This window comes from uncultured Stenotrophomonas sp., from assembly GCF_913778665.1.
In the GTDB taxonomy this organism is placed as follows: domain Bacteria; phylum Pseudomonadota; class Gammaproteobacteria; order Xanthomonadales; family Xanthomonadaceae; genus Stenotrophomonas.
Window position 1 is genome coordinate 29786 of sequence record NZ_CAJYVQ010000004.1, and the last position, 19308, is coordinate 49093.

At 67.9% G+C, this 19308-nt stretch carries 21 protein-coding genes; 13 read left to right on the top strand and 8 right to left on the bottom strand.

Features of this window, described 5'->3' with window-relative positions; genetic code table 11:
* Positions 1-165 precede the first annotated feature (165 nt).
* Positions 166-555: a DUF6165 family protein gene (locus QZ853_RS04920; RefSeq protein WP_295571179.1), complete on the top strand. Its 390-nt coding sequence runs from the start codon at positions 166-168 to the stop codon at positions 553-555.
* 6 nt (positions 556-561) lie between these two features.
* Here QZ853_RS04920 and QZ853_RS04925 read toward each other — a convergent pair whose 3' ends face one another.
* Positions 562-1233, bottom strand: coding sequence for a response regulator transcription factor (locus QZ853_RS04925; RefSeq protein ID WP_295571180.1), 672 nt, complete (start codon positions 1231-1233; stop codon positions 562-564).
* 190 nt (positions 1234-1423) lie between these two features.
* Positions 1424-1996 (bottom strand): Ax21 family protein, encoded by a 573-nt coding sequence (locus tag QZ853_RS04930; protein ID WP_197581403.1) that lies wholly within the window; start codon positions 1994-1996, stop codon positions 1424-1426.
* 285 nt (positions 1997-2281) lie between these two features.
* On the opposite strand from QZ853_RS04930, the gene QZ853_RS04935 reads away from it, so the two are divergent.
* Positions 2282-2641, top strand: a complete 360-nt coding sequence (locus tag QZ853_RS04935) for a DUF1428 domain-containing protein (RefSeq protein ID WP_295571181.1) — start codon at positions 2282-2284, stop codon at positions 2639-2641.
* A 27-nt stretch (positions 2642-2668) separates the two neighbouring features.
* On the opposite strand, the gene QZ853_RS04940 is transcribed toward QZ853_RS04935, so the two are convergent.
* Complete coding sequence (locus QZ853_RS04940; protein ID WP_295571182.1) at positions 2669-3361, bottom strand: hypothetical protein; 693 nt, start codon at positions 3359-3361, stop codon at positions 2669-2671.
* 106 nt (positions 3362-3467) lie between these two features.
* Positions 3468-4343 carry a histone gene (locus QZ853_RS04945; RefSeq protein WP_295571183.1) on the bottom strand — a complete coding sequence of 292 codons (876 nt, stop codon included), beginning with the start codon at positions 4341-4343 and terminating at the stop codon, positions 3468-3470.
* A 491-nt stretch (positions 4344-4834) separates the two neighbouring features.
* Between QZ853_RS04945 and QZ853_RS04950 the strand changes: the two genes are divergently transcribed.
* The 9 genes from QZ853_RS04950 (at position 4835) to QZ853_RS04990 (ending at position 13115) form a co-directional block, all read left to right on the top strand.
* On the top strand, positions 4835-6268 hold the full coding sequence (locus QZ853_RS04950) for a Do family serine endopeptidase (protein ID WP_295571184.1): 1434 nt from the start codon (positions 4835-4837) through the stop codon (positions 6266-6268).
* Positions 6269-6373: 105 nt separating this feature from the next.
* Positions 6374-6739, top strand: a complete 366-nt coding sequence (locus QZ853_RS04955; protein WP_004137828.1) for a hypothetical protein — start codon at positions 6374-6376, stop codon at positions 6737-6739.
* An 8-nt stretch (positions 6740-6747) separates the two neighbouring features.
* The gene (locus QZ853_RS04960; RefSeq protein ID WP_295571185.1) at positions 6748-7218 is read left to right on the top strand and encodes a phage holin family protein; all 471 of its coding nucleotides are present in this window, start codon (positions 6748-6750) and stop codon (positions 7216-7218) included.
* Complete coding sequence (locus QZ853_RS04965) at positions 7215-7673, top strand: protein sip-5 (RefSeq protein ID WP_295571186.1); 459 nt, start codon at positions 7215-7217, stop codon at positions 7671-7673. Before QZ853_RS04960 ends, QZ853_RS04965 begins: the two co-directional genes overlap by 4 nt.
* 67 nt (positions 7674-7740) lie before the next feature.
* Entirely contained in the window at positions 7741-8850 is a 1110-nt protein-coding gene (locus QZ853_RS04970; protein ID WP_295571187.1) for an AI-2E family transporter, read from the top strand.
* Between the two features lie 331 nt (positions 8851-9181).
* Entirely contained in the window at positions 9182-9901 is a 720-nt protein-coding gene (locus QZ853_RS04975) for an HAD-IA family hydrolase (protein ID WP_295571188.1), read from the top strand.
* Positions 9902-9904: 3 nt separating this feature from the next.
* Positions 9905-11272, top strand: coding sequence for a leucyl aminopeptidase family protein (locus QZ853_RS04980; protein ID WP_295571189.1), 1368 nt, complete (start codon positions 9905-9907; stop codon positions 11270-11272).
* A 203-nt stretch (positions 11273-11475) separates the two neighbouring features.
* Complete coding sequence (locus QZ853_RS04985) at positions 11476-12582, top strand: catalase family peroxidase (RefSeq protein WP_295571190.1); 1107 nt, start codon at positions 11476-11478, stop codon at positions 12580-12582.
* Positions 12579-13115, top strand: a complete 537-nt coding sequence (locus QZ853_RS04990; protein ID WP_295571191.1) for a cytochrome b — start codon at positions 12579-12581, stop codon at positions 13113-13115. Before QZ853_RS04985 ends, QZ853_RS04990 begins: the two co-directional genes overlap by 4 nt.
* Positions 13116-13558: 443 nt before the next feature.
* Here QZ853_RS04990 and QZ853_RS04995 read toward each other — a convergent pair whose 3' ends face one another.
* The 4 genes from QZ853_RS04995 to QZ853_RS05010 are packed head-to-tail and all read right to left on the bottom strand — an operon-like array spanning position 13559 to position 17063.
* Positions 13559-14161, bottom strand: coding sequence for a response regulator transcription factor (locus tag QZ853_RS04995; RefSeq protein WP_164136263.1), 603 nt, complete (start codon positions 14159-14161; stop codon positions 13559-13561).
* Entirely contained in the window at positions 14158-15381 is a 1224-nt protein-coding gene (locus QZ853_RS05000) for a sensor histidine kinase (protein ID WP_295571192.1), read from the bottom strand. The genes QZ853_RS04995 and QZ853_RS05000 overlap by 4 nt, the downstream gene beginning before the upstream one ends.
* 6 nt (positions 15382-15387) lie before the next feature.
* Entirely contained in the window at positions 15388-16170 is a 783-nt protein-coding gene (locus QZ853_RS05005) for an ABC transporter permease (protein ID WP_295571193.1), read from the bottom strand.
* Positions 16167-17063 (bottom strand): ABC transporter ATP-binding protein, encoded by an 897-nt coding sequence (locus tag QZ853_RS05010; RefSeq protein ID WP_295571194.1) that lies wholly within the window; start codon positions 17061-17063, stop codon positions 16167-16169. The genes QZ853_RS05005 and QZ853_RS05010 overlap by 4 nt, the downstream gene beginning before the upstream one ends.
* A 203-nt stretch (positions 17064-17266) precedes the next feature.
* Between QZ853_RS05010 and QZ853_RS05015 the strand changes: the two genes are divergently transcribed.
* Both QZ853_RS05015 and QZ853_RS05020 read left to right on the top strand, forming a co-directional pair.
* Entirely contained in the window at positions 17267-18514 is a 1248-nt protein-coding gene (locus tag QZ853_RS05015; RefSeq protein ID WP_295571195.1) for an efflux RND transporter periplasmic adaptor subunit, read from the top strand.
* Positions 18515-18616: 102 nt separating this feature from the next.
* A complete protein-coding gene (locus QZ853_RS05020) occupies positions 18617-19306 on the top strand; it encodes an ABC transporter ATP-binding protein (protein ID WP_286070664.1) in 690 nt (229 codons plus the stop codon).
* Positions 19307-19308: the final 2 nt, after the last annotated feature.

Here is a 19308-nt window from a genome sequence, read left to right on the forward strand (position 1 = left end):
TCGTCGAAGGCGGCCACGCCGCCGGGAGCGCAGTGTCGAAGGCCAGGCCGTAACGGATCGAGGGCATTGCCCGGCCCGCTGCGCAAATTCGGCGTAAATCCTGCGGGCCGGGGAGCACCGCCGCCGGCGCGGTATCATGGCCGCCTGTTTCCAGGAACCAATCGCGTGGACGCCATCCTGACCCCGGTATCGATCGGCGAGCTGATCGACAAGATCACCATTCTCGAGATCAAGGCCGAGCGCATCGACGATGCCGCCAAGCTGGCCAATGTACGCACCGAGCTGGACGGGCTGCTGCCGTTGCTGCAGCTGCAGCTGCAGGCACAGCCGGCGCTGGCCGCGCTGAAGCAACAGCTGAAGGCGATCAACGAGCGCATGTGGGACATCCAGGACCAGCTGCGCGACAAGGAAGCGGCACAGGTGTTCGATGATGCATTCATCCAGCTGGCACGCGGCGTGTACGGCACCAACGGCGAGCGCGTGCAGGTGAAGAACGAGATCAACCGGGTCGCCGGTTCGGCGCTGGTGGAAGAAAAGCAGTACCAGGGCGAGTAAGCCCCCTCACCCGCATTCGAGCAGATGCCGGATGCGGAACAGCTCGCCATCGCTGCGGATGCCCAGCTTGCGGTAGGCGGTGCGCTTCTGCGAACTGATCGTACTGGGGGTGCGCTCAAAGCGGCGTGCGACCTCGCCGGTGGTGCACCCCTGCAGCACCAGCCGTATCACTTCGCGTTCGCGTCGGCTCAACGTTGCCGGCGCTGGCGCGCGCCGGCTTCGCGGCCGGCTCAGCTGCATGTGCAGCTGGGGCGGTACGAAACGCCGCCCTCGGGCCAGCGCATCTACGGCGCGCAGCAGCGTGTCCGGTTCGGTCTGCTTGGACAGGAAGCCGCGTGCGCCGGCCTGCATCGCCATGCTCACCGTGCTGGCGTTGCAGTGGGCCGACAGCACCAGCACCGGCAGCAACGGCCAGCGGCGCGAAAGCAGGCGCAACAGCTGCAGGCCTTGCTCCGGCCCGCGCGGTGCGGTGAGGTCGACCAGCAGCAGGTCGATGCTGCCCGGCCGCCGGTGCAGCAGCTCCAGCAGTTCAGCCGCATCGGTGAAGCTGCCGCACACGCGCACGCCGCCGTGCTGGCCCAGCACCACTTCCAGGCCCAAGCGCAGCACCGGATGCGGCGCCAGCAGTGCCAGGCGGCGCGGCCGGTCGAGAGGCAGGGTGGAAACGGCAGGCGGCATTACGCAGGTCCGGCAGTACGAAGTGCCCACCGTAGGCCGCAGCCAGGGCCAGCGGAATCCAATTCATTGCAACGCAGCAATCGTAGGCGCGCGTGGTCAGCCGTCGTTTCGGTTCGTCATAACGCAACAGGCCCGGCATATGCCGGGCCTGTCGAGGCATCTTCAGCGCGCAGGCGCGCCGAGGAGGCAATTACCAGCTGAAGCGCGGGCCGACAGTGTATTCCTTGTCGCCGTCGCGGTTCATCTTCAGCTCGCCGTTCAGGCCCCAGTTCTGGTTCAGCTTGACCTGACCACCCAGGCGGCCGTACCACTGGCCATCCGGGTTGACGCCGTGCTTCTTGGAATAGTCTTCGTAGCCGACCATGCCGTAGACCTCGGCGTGGGCACCGAAGGCGGTGCGGATACCGGCTTCAGCGCTGTAGCCGTTGAAGTCCAGGCCGTGCTTCTGGTCGAACTTCTGGTAGGCAACGCGGGCAACGAAGTCGGTCGACGGTGCGATTTCAACGTTGTAGCCGGCACCGATCTTCCACTGGTCCAGCTTGATGTTGGTGTGGTCGATTTCCTGGCGGCTGTATTCACCGAAAGCGTGGAAGTTCGGCAGGAAGCCGTAGGAACCCTTCACGCCCCAACCGTCGGACTTGAACGCGTCGTTGTCGATCTTGGCGTAGTTGGCTTCGGCGTAGTTGTAGGACAGGTTCTCAGCAGCCGAGGCGGTGAACGGCAGGGCAGCAGCCAGGGCCAGAGCAATCAGCGAATTCTTCATGGGGGTACACCTTTACTTTCTTATGGTGTGCAGCAGCGCCAGGGCGCCATCGCATCGGGAATGTAAATTCTCCGTTATTCGCCACAACGCTCCCTGAAAACAGCGGTCTTCGCATTGCTGAATTTTTTGCCTTGATTCAGGCTGTCTCTGGCATACGCGCGCGGCGCGGGTGCATTCTCCTGTTCCAGCTTTCTTCCACCTTTCCAGTGCTGTCGATCCGCGACGCCCTGGTTCGTCGAGTACCTGAAGGCCGTGCATGCGGCACGGTCCAACCGGAGGCAGGCAATGAGCTACATCGATGGTTTCGTGCTGGCAGTACCCACCGCCAACAAGGAGAAGTTCCTCGCCCATGCACGCGAAGGTGATCCCGTTTTCATCGAGTTTGGCGCGCTGCGCGTAGTCGAGTGCTGGGGCGATGATGTGCCACACGGCAAGACCACCGACTTCTTTGGCGCGGTGAAGGCCACGCCGGACGAGACAGTGGTGTTTTCCTGGATCGAATGGCCGGACAAGCCGACCCGCGACGCGGGCATGGCAAAGATGATGGAAGACCCGCGGTTTGATCCGGCCAAGAACCCGATGCCGTTCGACGGTGCGCGGATGATCTACGGCGGCTTCGTGCCGATCTACGAACTGAAGCGCTGACGGCAGCGCAGACTACGGCGGACGCGCTCAGCGCGCGTCCGTTTCATCGCCGGTGGACGCATGGCCGGCGCCCAGTGCGGCGCCGGCACCGAAGCCCATGCCGCCCATGCCGGCTCCCATTCCGCCACCACCACCGCCCCCTCCTCCAGCACGACCCCCTTTGGCATCGCCGTCAGTGCGGCCCTTGCCGCCACCGCTGGCGGTGGGACGGGTCGGGCCCTGCGGTGGAATCTGCAGGTCCTGCGGAATCGGCGCCAGGTCCAGCGCTTCGCGCACGAAGTCGCGCAACGAGACCACCAGCTCGTAGGTATGCACCGGCCGTCCCTGCGCCAGCTCACTGGCCGCGCGCGCGGCCAGCCGCACCTGTTCGTCGGTGCCCAGCAGCAGGATGTCCGACAGCGCCGCTTCAACCGCATCACGGATGCGCCGCGTGCGATCCGAACGCGGCTCGGCGATGCCTTCCGCATCTTCGCGGTGGCGGAGGTCGCGGCGATGGGCTGGGTCCACCCCCAGTTCGCCGGTGAAGGAGCCGCCCAGGGTCTTGTAGGCCGCCATCAGGGTCCGCAGCCGTTCGTTGATCTGCCGGTTCTCGCGCTCACGGCGCTGCTGCAGGGTCTGCATCACCAGCATGCGGATACCCACGCCCAGCAGCGTGATCAGGACCAGGCCGGCCAGCGTGGACAGCACCCCCTGCCAGGAACTGAAGTCGATACCGCGCATGCCCGGACTCCGCCTGGAAGAACCTGCATCCTGCCCCAGGCCATGTCCCGAAAACGCGAAAGGCCCTCCCGCCCGTTGGACGGAAGGGCCTTCGGTCACCGCGCGATTACTTGCGCTTGGCGGCCTTGCGCACTGCCTTGGCCGGTGCCTTCTTGGCGGCAGCCTTCTTGGCCGGCGCCTTCTTGGCCGCGACCTTCTTCAGCGGAGCAGCCTTCTTGGCGGCGACCTTCTTGCCGACAACCTTCTTGGCAGCAGCGGTCTTCCTGGTGGCGACCTTCTTGGTGGCAGCAACCTTCTTGCCGACAACCTTCTTGGCAGCGGCAGTCTTCCTGGTAGCGACCTTCTTGGTGGCGGCAACCTTCTTGCCGACAACCTTCTTCGCAGCCACGGCCTTCTTGCCGGCGACCTTCTTGGCCGCGACGGTCTTCTTGGCCACAGCCTTCTTGGCGGTAGCGACCTTCTTGCCGACCACCTTCTTGGCGGCCGCCGTCTTCTTGGCAACGGTCTTCCTGGCGACGGCAGCCTTCTTGGTGGCGGCCTTCTTCGCGGTGGCGACCTTCTTGCCGGCAGTCTTGGTGGCAGCCTTGGTGGCCTTCTTCGCAGCCGCAGCCTTCTTGGTCACGGCCTTGCCTGCAGCCGCGTTCTTCTTGGCCACTTCCTTCTTCAGGGCAGCGGCTTCGGCCTTGGCGTTCTTCTTTGCGGTTTCCAGCTTCTGCTTGGCCTTGGCAACGGTCTTGCCGACCGACTTGGCAGCCTTCTCGGCCTTCTTGGCAACGGTCTTCTCGACATTGGCCACGGCCTTCTTGGCCTTGGCAACGCGGGTACCGGCAGCCTTGGTGGCGCGCTTGACGGTCTTCTTGACCGACTTCACTGCATCCTCGGCGGCGTGGGCGATGGTCTCGCCAACGTTGGTGGCGGCTTCTTTGACGTTCTCGACGGCATCGGTCACGACCGACACACCATTACCATTACCGTTGCTCATGTTGCCCTCCTGGGGGCCTTTAGTATCAAAACGGGGCGATGCTATACCGACATTGACGATCGTGGAACGGGGCACGCGCCGACAATCGCATCTGTTGCGACAGTAGTGGTGTAACCCGCCACCCTCGCCGACACCCCCGGTTTGCAGGAAACCCCTTTTTTTCAGTGCTGTGCTGCGCGCGATGCGCGGCGACAGCGCGCGGCTGCGTGCGCCTGCCCGACCACAGCGACCGGCATGCGTTGTGGCGCATTGCGGCACCCGGTTGCGCGGAACTGCGCAAGTATCGATGTATGTCGGCACGCCTTCCGATGCGCCGCCGAGCGCTGCACAGGCACGCAAGCGGTGTCGCGGATGCCGGCTCCGCTGCGACGTCGGGCGGGGTTCGCGGCCGCGGCTTTCATGGCGCATTTATCCAGATCGCGACACACTCATTCAGCTTGTTTTACCGTAGGGCCGAACCGCCCCCAATCTCCACCTGCGAACCGACTCCCATGCGACCGCTACCCACCCTGCTCACGCTCGCAATCGCCGCCGCCTTCGGTGGCTTCGTTGCCACCGGCATCAATGCCCACCTGGACAACCGTGCCGATGCCGCACCGCTGCCGACGGTGTTGCCGACCACCGCAGCGCTGCCGGCCTCGGTCGCGGGGCAGGCAGTACCGTCGCTTGCACCGATGCTGGAAAAGGCCATGCCGGCCGTGGTCAGCGTCAACACCAAGCAGGTGGTACGGGTACGCAATCCCTTCTTCAACGACCCGTTCTTCCGCCGCCTGTTCCCGGATATCCCGCAGGAGCGCATCAACGAATCGCTGGGTTCGGGCGTGATCATCGACGCCAAGGAAGGGCTGGTGCTGACCAATCACCATGTCATCGAGAACGCCGATGACGTGCAGGTGACACTGGCCGACGGGCGCACCGTGAAGGCCGAATTCCTCGGCTCGGACCGCGACACCGATATCGCGCTGATCCGTATTCCGGCGCAGAACCTGACCGACATCAAGCTCGGCAACAGCGACCAGCTGCGCGTGGGCGACTTCGTAGTGGCCATCGGCAACCCGTTCGGTTTCAGCCAGACGGTCACCTCCGGCATCGTCTCGGCGGTGGGCCGCAGCGGCATCCGCGGGCTGGGTTACCAGAACTTCATCCAGACCGATGCGTCGATCAACCCGGGCAATTCCGGTGGCGCGCTGGTCGACCTGCAGGGCCAGCTGGTCGGCATCAACACCGCCAGCTTCAACCCGCAGGGCAGCATGGCCGGCAACATCGGCCTGGGCCTGGCCATTCCCTCCAACCTGGCGCGCAACGTGGTCGACCAGCTGGTCAAGCATGGCGTGGTGGTGCGTGGCACGCTGGGCGTGGAAAGCCAGAACCTGACCGCGCAGATCGCGCAGGGCCTGGGCCTGGGCGAGACCCGTGGCGCGCTGATCACCCGCGTGCTGGCCGGTTCGGCCGCCGCCGCCGCGGGGTTGAAGCCGGGCGACGTGGTGGTGTCGGCCAATGGCCAGCGGGTGGACAGCGCCGAGGCCCTGCACAACGTGGAAGGCCTGGCCGCGGTCGGCAGCCCGCTGACGCTGGACGTACGCCGCGAAGGCAAGCCACTGCAGATCAAGGCAACGCTGAAGGAGCAGGCGCGTGCGGTCACCGGCGAAAGCCTCGACCCGCGCCTGGGCGGCGCCACCTTCGTCGACCTGCCCGAGTCGCTGCGCCAGTCCGGCGTCGGCGGAGTGCTGGTCAGCGAGGTCAAGCGCGGCAGCCGCGCGGCCAGCAATGGCCTGCAGCAGGGCGACATCATCACCAACGCCACGGTGGGTGAATTCGCCGACCTGGCCAGCTGGCGCGCGAACTTCCAACAGCGCCCGCCGACCCTGGTGCTGCGCGTGCTGCGCAACAATGGCCAGCAGCAGGGCCAACTCGTGATGCGCTGATCGCCCTGCCGTAACACCCCCTATACCCGGGCAATGTTATTGCTGTACGCCCCCGTCGGCCTGGCCGATCGTTCGTTACCCCCCCATCGCAACTGGAGTGATTCGATGAGCCCCACCAATACCGAGAACCTGAAGGACCACCTGGGTGAAGCCGGTTCCCACCTGAAGCAGGCCGCCAGCGCTGCCGGCGGTGCGATCAAGGGCGCGACTGGCGCGGCCACCGACGAACTGCGCATCGGCAAGGCCAACGTCAAGGCCGAGCTGTCCGACAGCGCGCTGTCCGGGCTGGCCGCCGCCGAATTCGGTGGTGCCGCAGCCAAGGAGCAGGTCGACGCGCTGATGGACAAGGGCAAGGACCTGATCGACAGCGCCGCTGAACTCATCCGCGAACGCCCGCTGGCTTCGTTCGGCGTCGCCTTCGCCGCCGGCTGGATCATCGCCAAGCTGGCCCGCGGCAGCAGCGACAAGTAAGCCACGGCGTGAGCGAAAACAACACGCAAGCGCCTGATCCGGCGGCGACCCCGCCGCTGGATGAGAGCATCCGCCAGGTCGGCGCGGCCGGTCGTGCCGCCGCCGATTCGGCCAAGCACACGGTGCGTTCGCTGCGCCGGCTGGCTTCGGCCGATTTCGCACTGGCCCGCAGTGCGTTCGGTCGTGCGCTGGCCTGGGCCGGCGTGGCGATCGTGTTCGGTGCCTCGGCCTGGCTGCTGATGGCTGCCACCCTCATCGCGCTGCTGCAGAGCTGGGGCCTGAGTTGGCTGCAGGCCCTGCTGATCACCTCGCTGCTGAGCCTGGCCGTTACCGGCTACGCGATTTGGCGGGTGTCCTACTTTTTCCACCACACCGGCATGCACGCCACCCGGCGCCAGCTGTCACGCCTGGGCCTGTTCGACGAGCCCAGCGAAGACGATCCCGATGCCGGCGTGCAGCTGCCAGAGGGCAAGCCATGAAGTTCGGCGCGCTGCAGCGGCGGGTAAAGCGCTGTGAACAGGTGGTGACCGTGCGTCTGGGCGAAACCCAGGACCACTGGTCCACGCTCAGCGAGGTCTGGCGCCAAGGCTGGTCGCCACTGCGCATCGTGGTGGTCGGCCTGGCTGGTGGCTTCATCGCCGGCAAGCTGGAAGTGCCGGGCAAGGTCAATGGTGCGCGCTGGCTGCAGATGGTCGGGTCGGTCTCGAACCTGTTCGCCAGCGCACAGGCCGCGTTCGGCGCGGCAATGGCGGCGCAGGCCGCAGCGTCGGCCGACGACGCGGCCGAAGACGCCGACGATGCCAGCGAGCAAGCGCAGGCTGCCGCGACCGCCGCCGGGGCACGGCCGGCACCAGCACCGGCACCACCGGCAGCCGAGCCGGACCCGCGTGGGCCGCGTCCGGCCGAAGCGGCCACCGAGCTGTCCGAACGGTGATCCACCGAATCCGCCGCGCCGATCGCGGCCGGCGGATAATGCGCTCCCCTTCCAGGTTGATGCGTCGATGAGCGAGTCCCTCCTGTCCCCGTCATCCGCCGGCGCCGAAGCCCCCGAGGCACCTCTGCCACCGCCGTCGCGCCCGCGCGGTCCGATGTCGCTGGTGGTGCTGGCCACGCTGGCGGTGGGCTTCACCCTGTGGGCCGCACAGGACATCATCCTGCCGGTGCTGCTGGCGATGTTCTTCGCGCTGGTCGGCAACCCCATCCTGCGCCTGCTGCAGAAGCTGTGGATTCCGCGCGCGCTGGGCGCGCTTCTGATCCTGGGCGCCGGGCTGGGCGTGACCGGGTCGCTGGCGGTGCAGCTGATCGGCCCGGCCATGGACTGGGCACAGGAAGCGCCGCAGCAGCTGCGCAAGGTGGCCCGCCAGGTGCAGGACCTGACCAAGCCGGTGCAGCGGGCCAACCAGGCGGCGGAGAACTTCGCCCGCGTGGCCGGGGGTGACAGCAACCACAAGGTGCAGGTGATCCGCACCCAGATGGACGACCCCTACCGCATGCTGACCCGCGCGCCACGGCTGGCCGCCTCAGTGCTGGCGGTGGTGCTGCTCACGCTGTTCTTCATGATCTACGGGCAGAGCCTGCAGCGCGCGGCGATCGCGCTGTTCCCGAGCCGCCAGCAGCAGCGCTTCACCAGTGACATCCTGCGTTCGATCGAACGCGAGGTGTCCCGCTATGTGCTGACCATCAGCGTGATCAACACGCTGGTCGGCTTCGTCTTCGCCGGCGTGCTGATGCTGCTCGGCATCGGCCTGCAGGAAGCACTGCTGTGGGGAACGGTGGCCGCGCTGCTGAACTTCGCCCCTTACGTCGGCCCGCTGATCGGCGTGGCGCTGATGCTGTTGATGGGCTTCGTCGAGTTCCGCGACCCGCTGCAGGCGCTGCTGCCGGCCGCCGCCTACCTGGCCCTGCATACCCTGGAGGGCCAGCTGGTGACCCCGATCGTGCTGGGCCGGCGCATGAAACTGTCACCGCTGGTGCTGATCCTGGCACTGATGGTGTTCGGCTGGGCCTGGGGCATGATCGGGCTGCTGCTGGCGGTGCCGCTGCTGGTCTGCATCAAGCTGGTGCTGGCGCGCCTGGACGGCATGCAGGGCTGGGCGCGGTTGCTGGAATAACGGCGCCAGGCAACGTGAGGCGCAGATCGCGGAACCAGAAGCGGGCGCAGCACTGGCAGACAATGCGCCCTTTTTTCGGATGGATCCGTTCGCATGATCTCCCTCGCCACCCGTTGCCTCGCCCTGGCCTGCCTTGCCGCTCGCGCATTCGCCGCCACACCCCCTGACGCCGAGTACCAAGAAGGTGAGCCGGCATAATCTGGATGTGCAGCCGTTCGACGGCCAGACCACGATTGCCTGTTCGTACACCCTGCGCTGACCGGCCCAGCCCGGACGCGCCCCGCCCGCCGCGTCGCATGAAAGCCCGGGCGGGCAGGGGTAGAATGGCGGGGTGAATTTCCCCGTCCAAGCCATCACTCTCGACCTTGACGACACGCTGTGGCCGTTCGCTCCGATCGGCGTCCGCATCGAACAGGTCCTGCACGCGTGGATGTGCGAGCACAGCCCGGCCACCGCCGCGATGTATCCGGTGGCGGCGATGCGCGAACTGCGCGAGCGCCTTTACCACGCCCATCCGCACCTCCACCACGACCTGAGCGCGCTGCGCCGGCTGACCCTGCACGAAGCCCTGCAGAAAAGTGGCGCCAGCCTCGATCTGCTGGAACCGGCGTATGAGGTGTTCTACGCCGCGCGCAACCAGGTCGAGTGCTACCCCGATGCGATCGACGCGCTGGCCCGGATCGCCGCGCGGGTACCGGTAGCCGCGCTCAGCAACGGCAATGCCGACCTGGAACGGATTGGCCTGGCCCATCATTTCGCCTTCCAGCTGGGCTCGCGCGAACATGGCGCCGCCAAGCCGGAAGCCAGCATCTTCCATGCCGCCTGCACCCGCCTGGGTGTGGCGCCGGCACAGGTCCTGCACGTCGGCGACCATGCCGAGATGGACGTGGCCGGGGCGATCGCCGCCGGCCTGCGCGGGTGCTGGATCAACCGCGAAGCAGCCACCTGGACCCATCCGCAGCTGCAGCCGGACCTGCAGTTCGACACCCTCACCGGCCTGGCCGACTGGTTGGACGCCAACCTCGACGCCGCCGCATCCCGGAGTATCTGACGCATGAGCGAGATCACTGGTTTCACCGCCGACAGCGCCGCGGCGCTGCCGCTGTACGTGCTGGACCGCGAGCAGTTCGCTGCCTGGAAGCAGGGCCAACCGGCCGCCACCCAGGCCTGGCTCGCCTCGCAGGGCTTCACCGCCGGCGCACACAGCGTGGCCCTGCTGCCGGGCACCGATGGCCTGGCCGGTGCGGTGATCGGCGTGGGTGATCGTGGTGATGCCTACAGCTATGCGCACGCGCCGCACGCGCTGCCGGAAGGCAGCGTCTGGCAGCTGGCCAATGAGCTGCCGGCGGCCGAACAGGCGCTGCTGCAGCTGGGCTGGGGTCTGGGCAGCTACCGCTTCGACCGCTACCGCAAGCGCAACCGCGCACCGGCACAGCTGGTGGCTGCACCGTCAGGCGAAGTGGCCGACCTGATCGCCGCCAGCCTGCGCGTGCGCGACTGGGTCAACACGCCGACCGAAGACATGGGCCCGCAGCAGCTGGAAGACGCCGCGCGCGCGCTGGCCGATGCACACGGTGCCCAGGTCGATGCGATCACCGGCGATGAACTGCTGGAGCAGAACTTCCCGGCCATCCACGCCGTGGGCCGCGCTTCGCACCGTGCGCCACGCCTGGTCGTGCTGCGCTGGGGCAAGGACACCGACCCGGCGCTGGTGCTGGTCGGCAAGGGCGTGTGCTTCGATACCGGCGGCCTGGACATCAAGCCCGCCGACGGCATGCGCAACATGAAGAAGGACATGGGGGGCGCCGCACACGCGCTGGCCCTGGCCGGCCTGGTAATGGCGCGCGGGTTGCCGGTGCGCCTGACCCTGCTGGTGCCTGCGGTGGAAAACGCGATCGGTCCGGATGCGTTCCGTCCGGGTGAAGTCATCGCTACCCGCAAGGGCCTGAGCGTGGAGATCGACAACACCGACGCCGAGGGCCGCGTGATCCTGTGCGACGCGCTCACCTTCGCCGGTGAGCAGAAGCCGGACCTGGTGCTGGACTTCGCCACCCTCACCGGTGCCGCACGCATCGCACTGGGCCCGGACCTGCCGGCGCTCTTCAGCAATGACGACGGCGTGGCCCAGCAGTGGCTGCAGGCCGGTGATGCCACCCGCGACCCGGTCTGGCGCATGCCGCTGTGGCGCCCCTATCTGCGCTACCTGAGCAGCGGCATCGCCGACCTGGCCAACGCCGGTTCGCGCATGGCCGGCTCGGTGACCGCCGCGCTGTACCTGGAGCGCTTCCTGGAAGACGGCCAGCGCTGGGCGCACCTGGACGTGTATGCCTGGAACGATGGCGAGCGCCCGGGCCGTCCGGCCGGTGGCGAAGCGCTGGCGCTGCGCTCGGCATGGGCGATGCTCAAGGCGCGTTACGCCTGATGGCGCCGCAGGGCATGGCCGGGCCCGGCAACACGAGCGCAGGTGCGGGTACAGGTGCTGACCCGCAATCCCGGTGGGTGCCGGCCTGGGTCGGCACTGGTTCCCCGGCAAATCTGACGAAAATTTGAATACCGGGCCTGGAAGGGTTCTGCGAGGATGTACGGGTCACCACCCACACGATCCGTGAAGGCAGGAACCCGACCATGTCGCTCTTCCGCTACACCCGCGCCGGCCAGACGCCCGGCGCACCGCGCATGCATTCGCCGTTGCTCTGGATCGCCCTGATCGCCCTGATCCTGGGCGCCGCCGCGCTGGCCTTCGCCTGGCTGGCCGGCTGGATCGGCAACCGCCTCACCGCGCAGCGCTTCACCGACACCATCGAAGCCACCGGCCCGGCCCATCCAGGCTTCCGCCGTGCGCACAGCAAGGGCATCTGCGTGAGCGGCTGGTTCGAACCCAGCGCGCAGGCGCCCACCCTGTCCAGTGCCCGGGTGTTCTCGCAGGCGCGCGTACCGGTGATGGGCCGCCTGTCGATCGGTGGCGGCGACCCGTACGGCGCCGACAACACCGCGCGCGTGCGCAGCATGGCCGTGCAGATGGTCAGCGACGACGGCCAGGAATGGCGCATGGCGATGAACAGCTTCCCGTTCTTCGCCGTGCCCGACGCCGAGGCCTTCTACGAGCAGACCCGCGCCTCCATTCCCGACCCGGCCACCGGCAAGCCCGACCCGCAGAAGATGGCCGCCGTGCTGGCGAAGTACCCCAGCGCGCAGGCGTTCCAGCAGTGGGCCAAGTCGGCGCCGTGGACCAGCAGCTGGGCCGATACCACCTACAACAGCGTCAACAGTTTCTGGTTCACCAACGCGCAGGGGCAGAAGCGCGCGGTGCGCTGGCGCTGGCAGCCGCTGGCGCCGGTGGTGGAGATGGATGCGGAGACGCGCAAGCAGGCCAGCGTCGATTTCCTCAGCCAGGAGCTGCAGCAGCGCCTGGCCAAGGGCCCGGTGCGCTGGAACCTGGTCGTTACCACCGCCGCGCCCGGCGATGCCATCGACGATCCGTCGACGCCGTGGCCGGACTCGCGCGAACAGGTGGTGGCCGGCGTGCTCAGCCTGGACCGCATGCAATCGCAGGAGGAAGGCGCCTGCGGCCAGATCAACTTCGACCCGTTGATCCTGCCCAGCGGCGTGCGCGGCAGTGACGACCCGATCCTGGCCGCGCGCTCTGCCGTGTACTCGCAGTCCTTCAACCGCCGTGAACGCGAACGCGCCGCCGGCAACGTCGAACAACCGAAGAAGGAGGCCGCACGATGAGTACCGGCAACGGCCACTTCAACCTGCTCGCGCGCATCCTGCACTGGGCCATGGCGGTGATGATCCTGGCCATGCTGTTCGTCGGCGTGACCATGGTTGCCTCGCTGCACCTGCGGCCGATGCTGATCGACCTGCACCGCCCGCTGGGCATCGCCATCCTCGTGCTGGTGCTGCTGCGGCTGTACAACCGCCTGCGCCACCGCCCGCCACCGCTGCCGGCCGACCTGCCCGCATGGCAGGTGCTGGCGGCGAAGGCATCGCACTGGATGCTGTACGGGCTGATGCTGGCGATGCCGCTGATCGGCTGGGCGATGCTGTCGGCCGGCGGCTACCCGATCAGCCTGTGGGGCGGCCTGCACCTGCCGCCGATCGTACCGCACACCCCGGCGCTGTATGCCGCGTTGCGCAATGCGCACAGCCTGCTGGCGTATGTGTTGTTCGCCACGGTGCTGATGCACCTAGGTGCAGCGCTGTTTCACCTGTGGGTGCGCCGCGACGGTGTATTCCAGGCGATGGCGCGCGGGAAGGATTGATCGGGTTCGCCGGGTGTTCCCGGCGGATCGTTTCCGGGACTGAGGCGGGGTGTCACTTTCTTTGCACGCAAAGAAAGTAACCAAAGAATCGTTCCGCCGGCCGCGAGCCGGCTCGCTTGAAGGCGGACTGGAAGGTCAAGATCAAGAGCCACAGCATCCACACGTGGCGTGGACCTACTGAGTGCAGCTGTGGCCTTTGACGTTGGGTCCGCCTTTTAGCGAGCCGGGCATCGCAGGGGAATCAAGGGCGTAGAGGCGCCGATGTCTGAGCGCAGCGAGTTCGGCGCCGTCCCCTGATTCACCGAGAAGCGCAGGGTACCTGCGCGCAGCGCCGGCTCGCGATCTGGCGGCGTGTTTCTTTGGTTACTTTCTTTGCACGAGCAAAGAAAGTGACACCCCGCCACGGTCGCGGAAACGACATCAGCAGGAAAGGCAGTACGCCCCTACAACCATCCCTTCTGCCGAGCCAGCCGGTACGCCTCGATCCGGTTGGCCACCCCCAGCTTGCCGATGCACTCGGACAGGTAGTTGCGCACCGTGCCGTGCGACAGCCCCAGTTGCTCGGCAATCTCGCTGGCGGTACGGCCCTCGCCTGCCAGCCGCAGCACGCGGCGCTCGCGGTCGGTCAGCGGATCGGCCTGCGACCAGGCATCGAGCGCCAGCTGCGGGTCGATCGCACGGATGCCCTGCTTCACCTTGCGCAGTGCGTCAGCCAGGTTCTCCGCCGGTGCGTCCTTCAACAGGTAGCCCAGCACGCCCGCTTCCAGTGCGCGGCGCAGGAAACCGGCACGGGCGAAGGTGGTCACGATCACCACCTTGATCGGCAGTTCATGACGCGCGATGCGCTGTGCGAGCTCCAGCCCCGACAGGCCTGGCATCTCGATGTCGGTGACCAGGATGTCCGGCTGCAGCTGCTGCAGCATGCGCCACGCGGCTTCACCGTCGGCGGCGCTGCCCAGCACGTCGATGTCCGGTTCCAGGCCCAGCAGCGCCGACAACGCGCCGCGCACCATCGCCTGGTCTTCGGCCAGCAGGATGCGGATCATGCGGCTCCCTCCTGGGTCAGCGATGGCGGTCTGCCGGGGGGCAGTGGCGTGGTCGCCGCAGACAGCGGCACGCGCACGCTCAGCAACGTGCCTTCGCCACGCGTCGACTGAACGGCCAACTGGCCGCCCAGTACCGCAACCCGCTCGCGCATGCCGCACAGGCCGTTGCCTTCGGACTGCACGCCGCCGCGTCCATCGTCGCGGATCTGCATCAACAGCATTCGCCCCTCCAGCGTGAACTCCACCCGTGCCTGCGTCGCCTGGGCATGGCGAGCGATATTGGTCGCCGCCTCGCGAAGTACCAATGCCAGGGCACGCTCGGTATCTACCGGCATGGCCGGTGGCGGTTCGTACTGCAGATGTACCTGCTGGCATTCCAGCAACAACCGCGCCGAGGCCAGCTCGCCGGCCAGATCGCTGGCACGGATGCCGGTGACTGCGCTGCGCACCTGGGCCAGCGCTTCGCGGGCGATGTCCTCGGCTTCGCCGATCTCCTGCCGTGCACGGGCATCGCCACGGTCGTGCAGCTTGCGCGCCAGTTCCAGCTTCAACGTGATCAGCGACAGCGTATGGCCCAGCAGATCGTGCAGATCGCGGCCGATGCGCTCGCGCTCGGCGGTGGTCGCCAGCCGCCGCACTTCCTCCTGCGACAGCTGCAGCGCGGCGTCCTTCTCCTTGTTTACCGTCTCCACGTTAACCACAAGGCCGATGATGAGCGTCACCGCTGGTACCCAGACCAGGCTTTGCCACGGGTAGTGCGCCATGTAGGCCACCAGGTAGAACATCGCATTGAGCACGGCCAGCAGCAACAGGTAGCGCCACCAGCCGCCGCGTCCACAGACCCGCAGCATCACGCAGCCGAAGATGAAGTAGCTGATGCCCGAGGGATACCAGGGCACCAGCGCGATCGCCAGCGCGGTCATCGCCAGCGCATAGCGCATTGCGTGGTGGCGCGGCGACAGCAGCAGGCGCGCATACAGCAGCAGGAACAGCGGGTAGCTGGCCAGGGTGAAGCCCAGCCAGCGCAGCGTGTAGCCGCCGGCAAACAGCGGCGTCATGAACACCCACACCGTCCACAGCAGGTGGATCGCATCGGCCCAGGCCGGTTTGCCGCGGCGCAGGTTGTCGGCCACTGCCGAGTCCGGTGCGGGGCGCAGCAGGGAAGCAAGCCAGCTCGACGACACGGGGTGATCCAGGCGGGGACGATCGCTGCCGATCATGCCAGTTCAGCCGACCCGGCGCAGGCGGTGACGCGCAAGCAGCAGTGCTACCCCCGTGACCGCCAGCAGTACCAGCAGGTGGCCCGCGACGCTGCCCGCCGACGGCAGGCCGACCACCGGCAGCGCCAGCTGGGCCAGGTGCCAGGTCGGCCACAGCGGGGCCATCGTCGAAAACACCTTCGGCAGCGCCGACAGCGGCAGCCACAGGCCGGACAGCAGCGCCAGCGGCAGGTACACCAGGTTGACCATCGCCGGCGCTGCACTGGCGCTGACATGGCTACCGATCAGCAGGCCGATCGCCCCCAGCGGCAGCGCGGCCAGCCCCGCCACCACCATCAGCTGCAGCATCTGCACCGCCGACAGACGCACGCCTCCCAGCAGGTGCGCGACCGCGATCAGCAGCATCGCTACCAGCAATGCGAACAGCACCGCCATGATCAGCCGCGCCAGCAGGGGGGCCGCCGCCGGCATCGGCAACGCGCGCTTCAGCGTCAGCAGGCCGCCTTCGCGGTCGAGCGCCAGCTGCACGCCGAAGCCGAACAGGGCCGGAGCCATTGCCCCGAACACGCAGTAGGTGGCCAACAGGTACAGCGGAGCGGGCCCCCGCCCCAGCAGTACGCCGAACAGCAGGTAGAACAGCACCGGGAACAACAGCGAGGGCACCGCGAAGGCCGGGGTGCGCCAGGCGCGGCGCAGTTCGGCCTGCAGTTCAGCACGGTAGGGGCGCACCGCACGGCGCCACGCAGGAAGCGGGCGCGCAGCGGTGGCGGTCGGGGTCAGGGTGTTCATGCGGCCTCCCGGGTCATGTCGAGGAAGGCGTCGGCCAGCGCCGCGCCCTGTACTTCCAGTTCGCGCAGCTGCGCATCGGCGGCCAGCAGGCGGGCTACCACTGGTTCGGCCGGGCTCGCCAGCAGCTGCAGGTGCTCGCCGTCGCGCTGCACCTGCTGCACCCCCGCCCATTGCTGCACGTCGTCGGCCAGCAGCGTGCTGCGGCAGCGGATGCGACGCGGCCGGTCGGCCAGGCGCAGTTCGGCCAGCGGCGCATCGGCCAGCACCCGGCCCTGTTCCAGCACCACCACCTGCTGCGCCAGCGCCTCGGCTTCCTCCAGGTAGTGGGTGGTCAGCAGCACACCGCAGCCTTCGGCAACCAGCTGCCGGATCGCCTGCCACATGGCCTGCCGCGCCTGGATGTCGAGGCCGGTAGTGGGCTCGTCAAGAAACAGCACGCGCGGGCGGCCACACAGCGCGACGGCGAACTGCACGGCACGCTGCTGGCCGCCGGACAGCTGGCCGTAGCGGCGGCGCGCCAGCGCCTGCAGGCCGGCACGCTGCAGCACCTCCGCAAGCGGCATCGGATCGGGGTAGCAGGCACTGGCCTGGGCCACCAGTTCGTCCACCTGCAGCATCGGCGGCAGGCTGGTGCTCTGCAGCATCACCCCCAGGCCGAGGCGGCTGGTGCGCTGCTGCGGGTCGCCGCCCAGCAGTTCGACCTGGCCGGCATCGGCGCGGCGCAGGCCCAACAGCACGCTGATCGCGGTACTCTTGCCGGCACCGTTGCGGCCCAGCAATGCCAGTACCTGGCCAGCACGTACCTGCAGGTCGATGCCATGCAGGGCGGTATGGTCGCGGTAACGCACCTGCACCTGCTGCAGGCGGGCCAGCGACGGGGAGATCGGATCCATTGCGCGGTACCGGTAGCGGGGACGTTGCCATCCTGTGCCGCCGTGGTCACATTTCGCAGTTGCTGCCGTCAGTGACATCGGATGACAGCTGTCACTGCCGTGATCGCTGTGCCTGCCCTCATGCTTTGCCGCACGCTCCACCGCCGGAACCGCCGCCGTCCGCCCTTCCGGTCACACCCGCCCGAACGCCTGTGATGGAACGAATGAACGCTTCTGCCGAACTGTTGAAGGAACTCCGTATCGACCGCAAGTCGCCGCCGCCTGCCTCCGGCGGCAATGGAGGCGGCCGCCGCTGGCTGTGGATCGCGATCATCGTGATTGCGCTGCTGCTGGCCGCCGGCGCCTTCGCGCTGTTTGGCCGCACCCCCGCCGTGGAGGTGGAAACCGCGCCGGCGGTAGCCATCCAGCAGGGCAGCGCCAGCAGTTCGGTGCTCGATGCCAGCGGCTACGTGGTCGCCCGGCGCATGGCCACGGTGTCGGCCAAGATCACCGGCAAGGTGCGCGAGGTGATGATCGAGGAAGGCATGCGGGTCGAGGCCGGTCAGGTCATGGCCACGCTGGACCCGATCGATGCCGATGCGCAGCGCAGCCTTTATGCCTCGCAGCTGCAGGCTGCACGCAGCCAGGTGGCCGGGCTTGAGGCCCAGCAGAAGCAGGCTGCCGCCGAAGCCAGCCGCCTGCAGGCGCTGGTCGGCCAGCAGCTGGTGTCGCGCTCGCAGTACGACCAGGCCGTCGCACAGCGCGACAGCCTGCGCGCGCAGCTCGATACCGCCCAGCGCAACGTCAAGGTGGCCAGCGACCAGCTGGCCATCGCGGACCTGGGCGTGGACAACAACGTGGTGCGCGCGCCGTTCTCCGGCGTGGTCACCGCCAAGGCGGCGCAGCCGGGCGAAATCGTCTCGCCGCTGTCGGCTGGCGGCGGCTTCACCCGAACCGGTATCGGCACCATCGTCGACATGGATTCGCTGGAAATCGAAGTCGAGGTCGGCGAGGCCTTCATCGGCCGCGTGCAGCCGAAGATGCCAGTGGAAGCCACGCTCAATGCCTACCCGGACTGGAAGATCCCGGGCGAGGTGATCGCCATCATTCCCACCGCCGACCGCGGCAAGGCCACGGTGAAGGTGCGCGTTGCGCTGAAGGTGAAGGACCCGCGCATCGTGCCGGAGATGGGCGTGCGGGTCAGCTTCCTCGAGCAGGCGCAGCCGCAGGCCGCCACCAAGCCGCAGGGCGTGCGCGTGCCTGGCGGGGCCGTGGTCCAGCGCGACGGCGCGTCGGTGGCCTTCGTGCTGGGCGATGAGAGCCGGGTGCAGCAGCGCCCGGTCGAGGCCGGCCAGGCGATGGGCAAGGACCGCCAGATCCTCAAGGGCGTGAGCGCAGGCGAGTCGGTGGTGGTCAACCCACCGGATACCCTGCGCGATGGCGCCAAGGTGCAGCAGAAACAAGCGCAGTAGCGGTCTGGCGCCCTCGTGCGCCGCCGGCAGCACCGTTCGACGCACGCCCGAGGTCATCGCCGGCGCGCTTTCCCGTTTCCCGCCCTCCGTGGAGAACCACCCATGTCGACCCTGGTTTCACTGCGCAACATCACCAAGACCTACCAGCGTGGCCCCGAGAAAGTGCAGGTGCTGCACGGTATCGACCTGGACATCGCGCGCGGCGACTTCGTCGCGCTGATGGGCCCGTCCGGTTCCGGCAAGACCACCCTGCTCAACCTGATCGGCGGCCTCGACAACCCCAGCAGCGGTGAGATCAGCATCGAAGGCGAGCGCATCGACCAGATGAGCGGAGGCCAGCTGTCGACCTGGCGCAGCCACCATGTCGGCTTCGTGTTCCAGTTCTACAACCTGATGCCGATGCTGACCGCGCAGAAGAACGTGGAGCTGCCGCTGCTGCTGACCCATCTCAGTGCCTCGCAGCGCAAGCGCAATGCCGAGATCGCGCTGACCCTGGTCGGCCTGGCCGACCGCCGCAGCCATCGCCCGAATGAACTGTCCGGCGGCCAGCAGCAGCGCGTGGCGATCGCCCGCGCGATCGTCTCCGACCCGACCTTCCTGATCTGCGACGAACCGACCGGCGACCTCGACCGCCAGTCCGCCGAAGAGATCCTGGGCCTGCTGCAGCAGCTCAACCGCGAGCATGGCAAGACCATCATCATGGTCACCCACGATCCCAAGGCCGCCGAGTACGCCACGCACACCGTGCATCTGGACAAGGGCGAGCTGGCCGACGCGCCGCTGGCCCACTGACG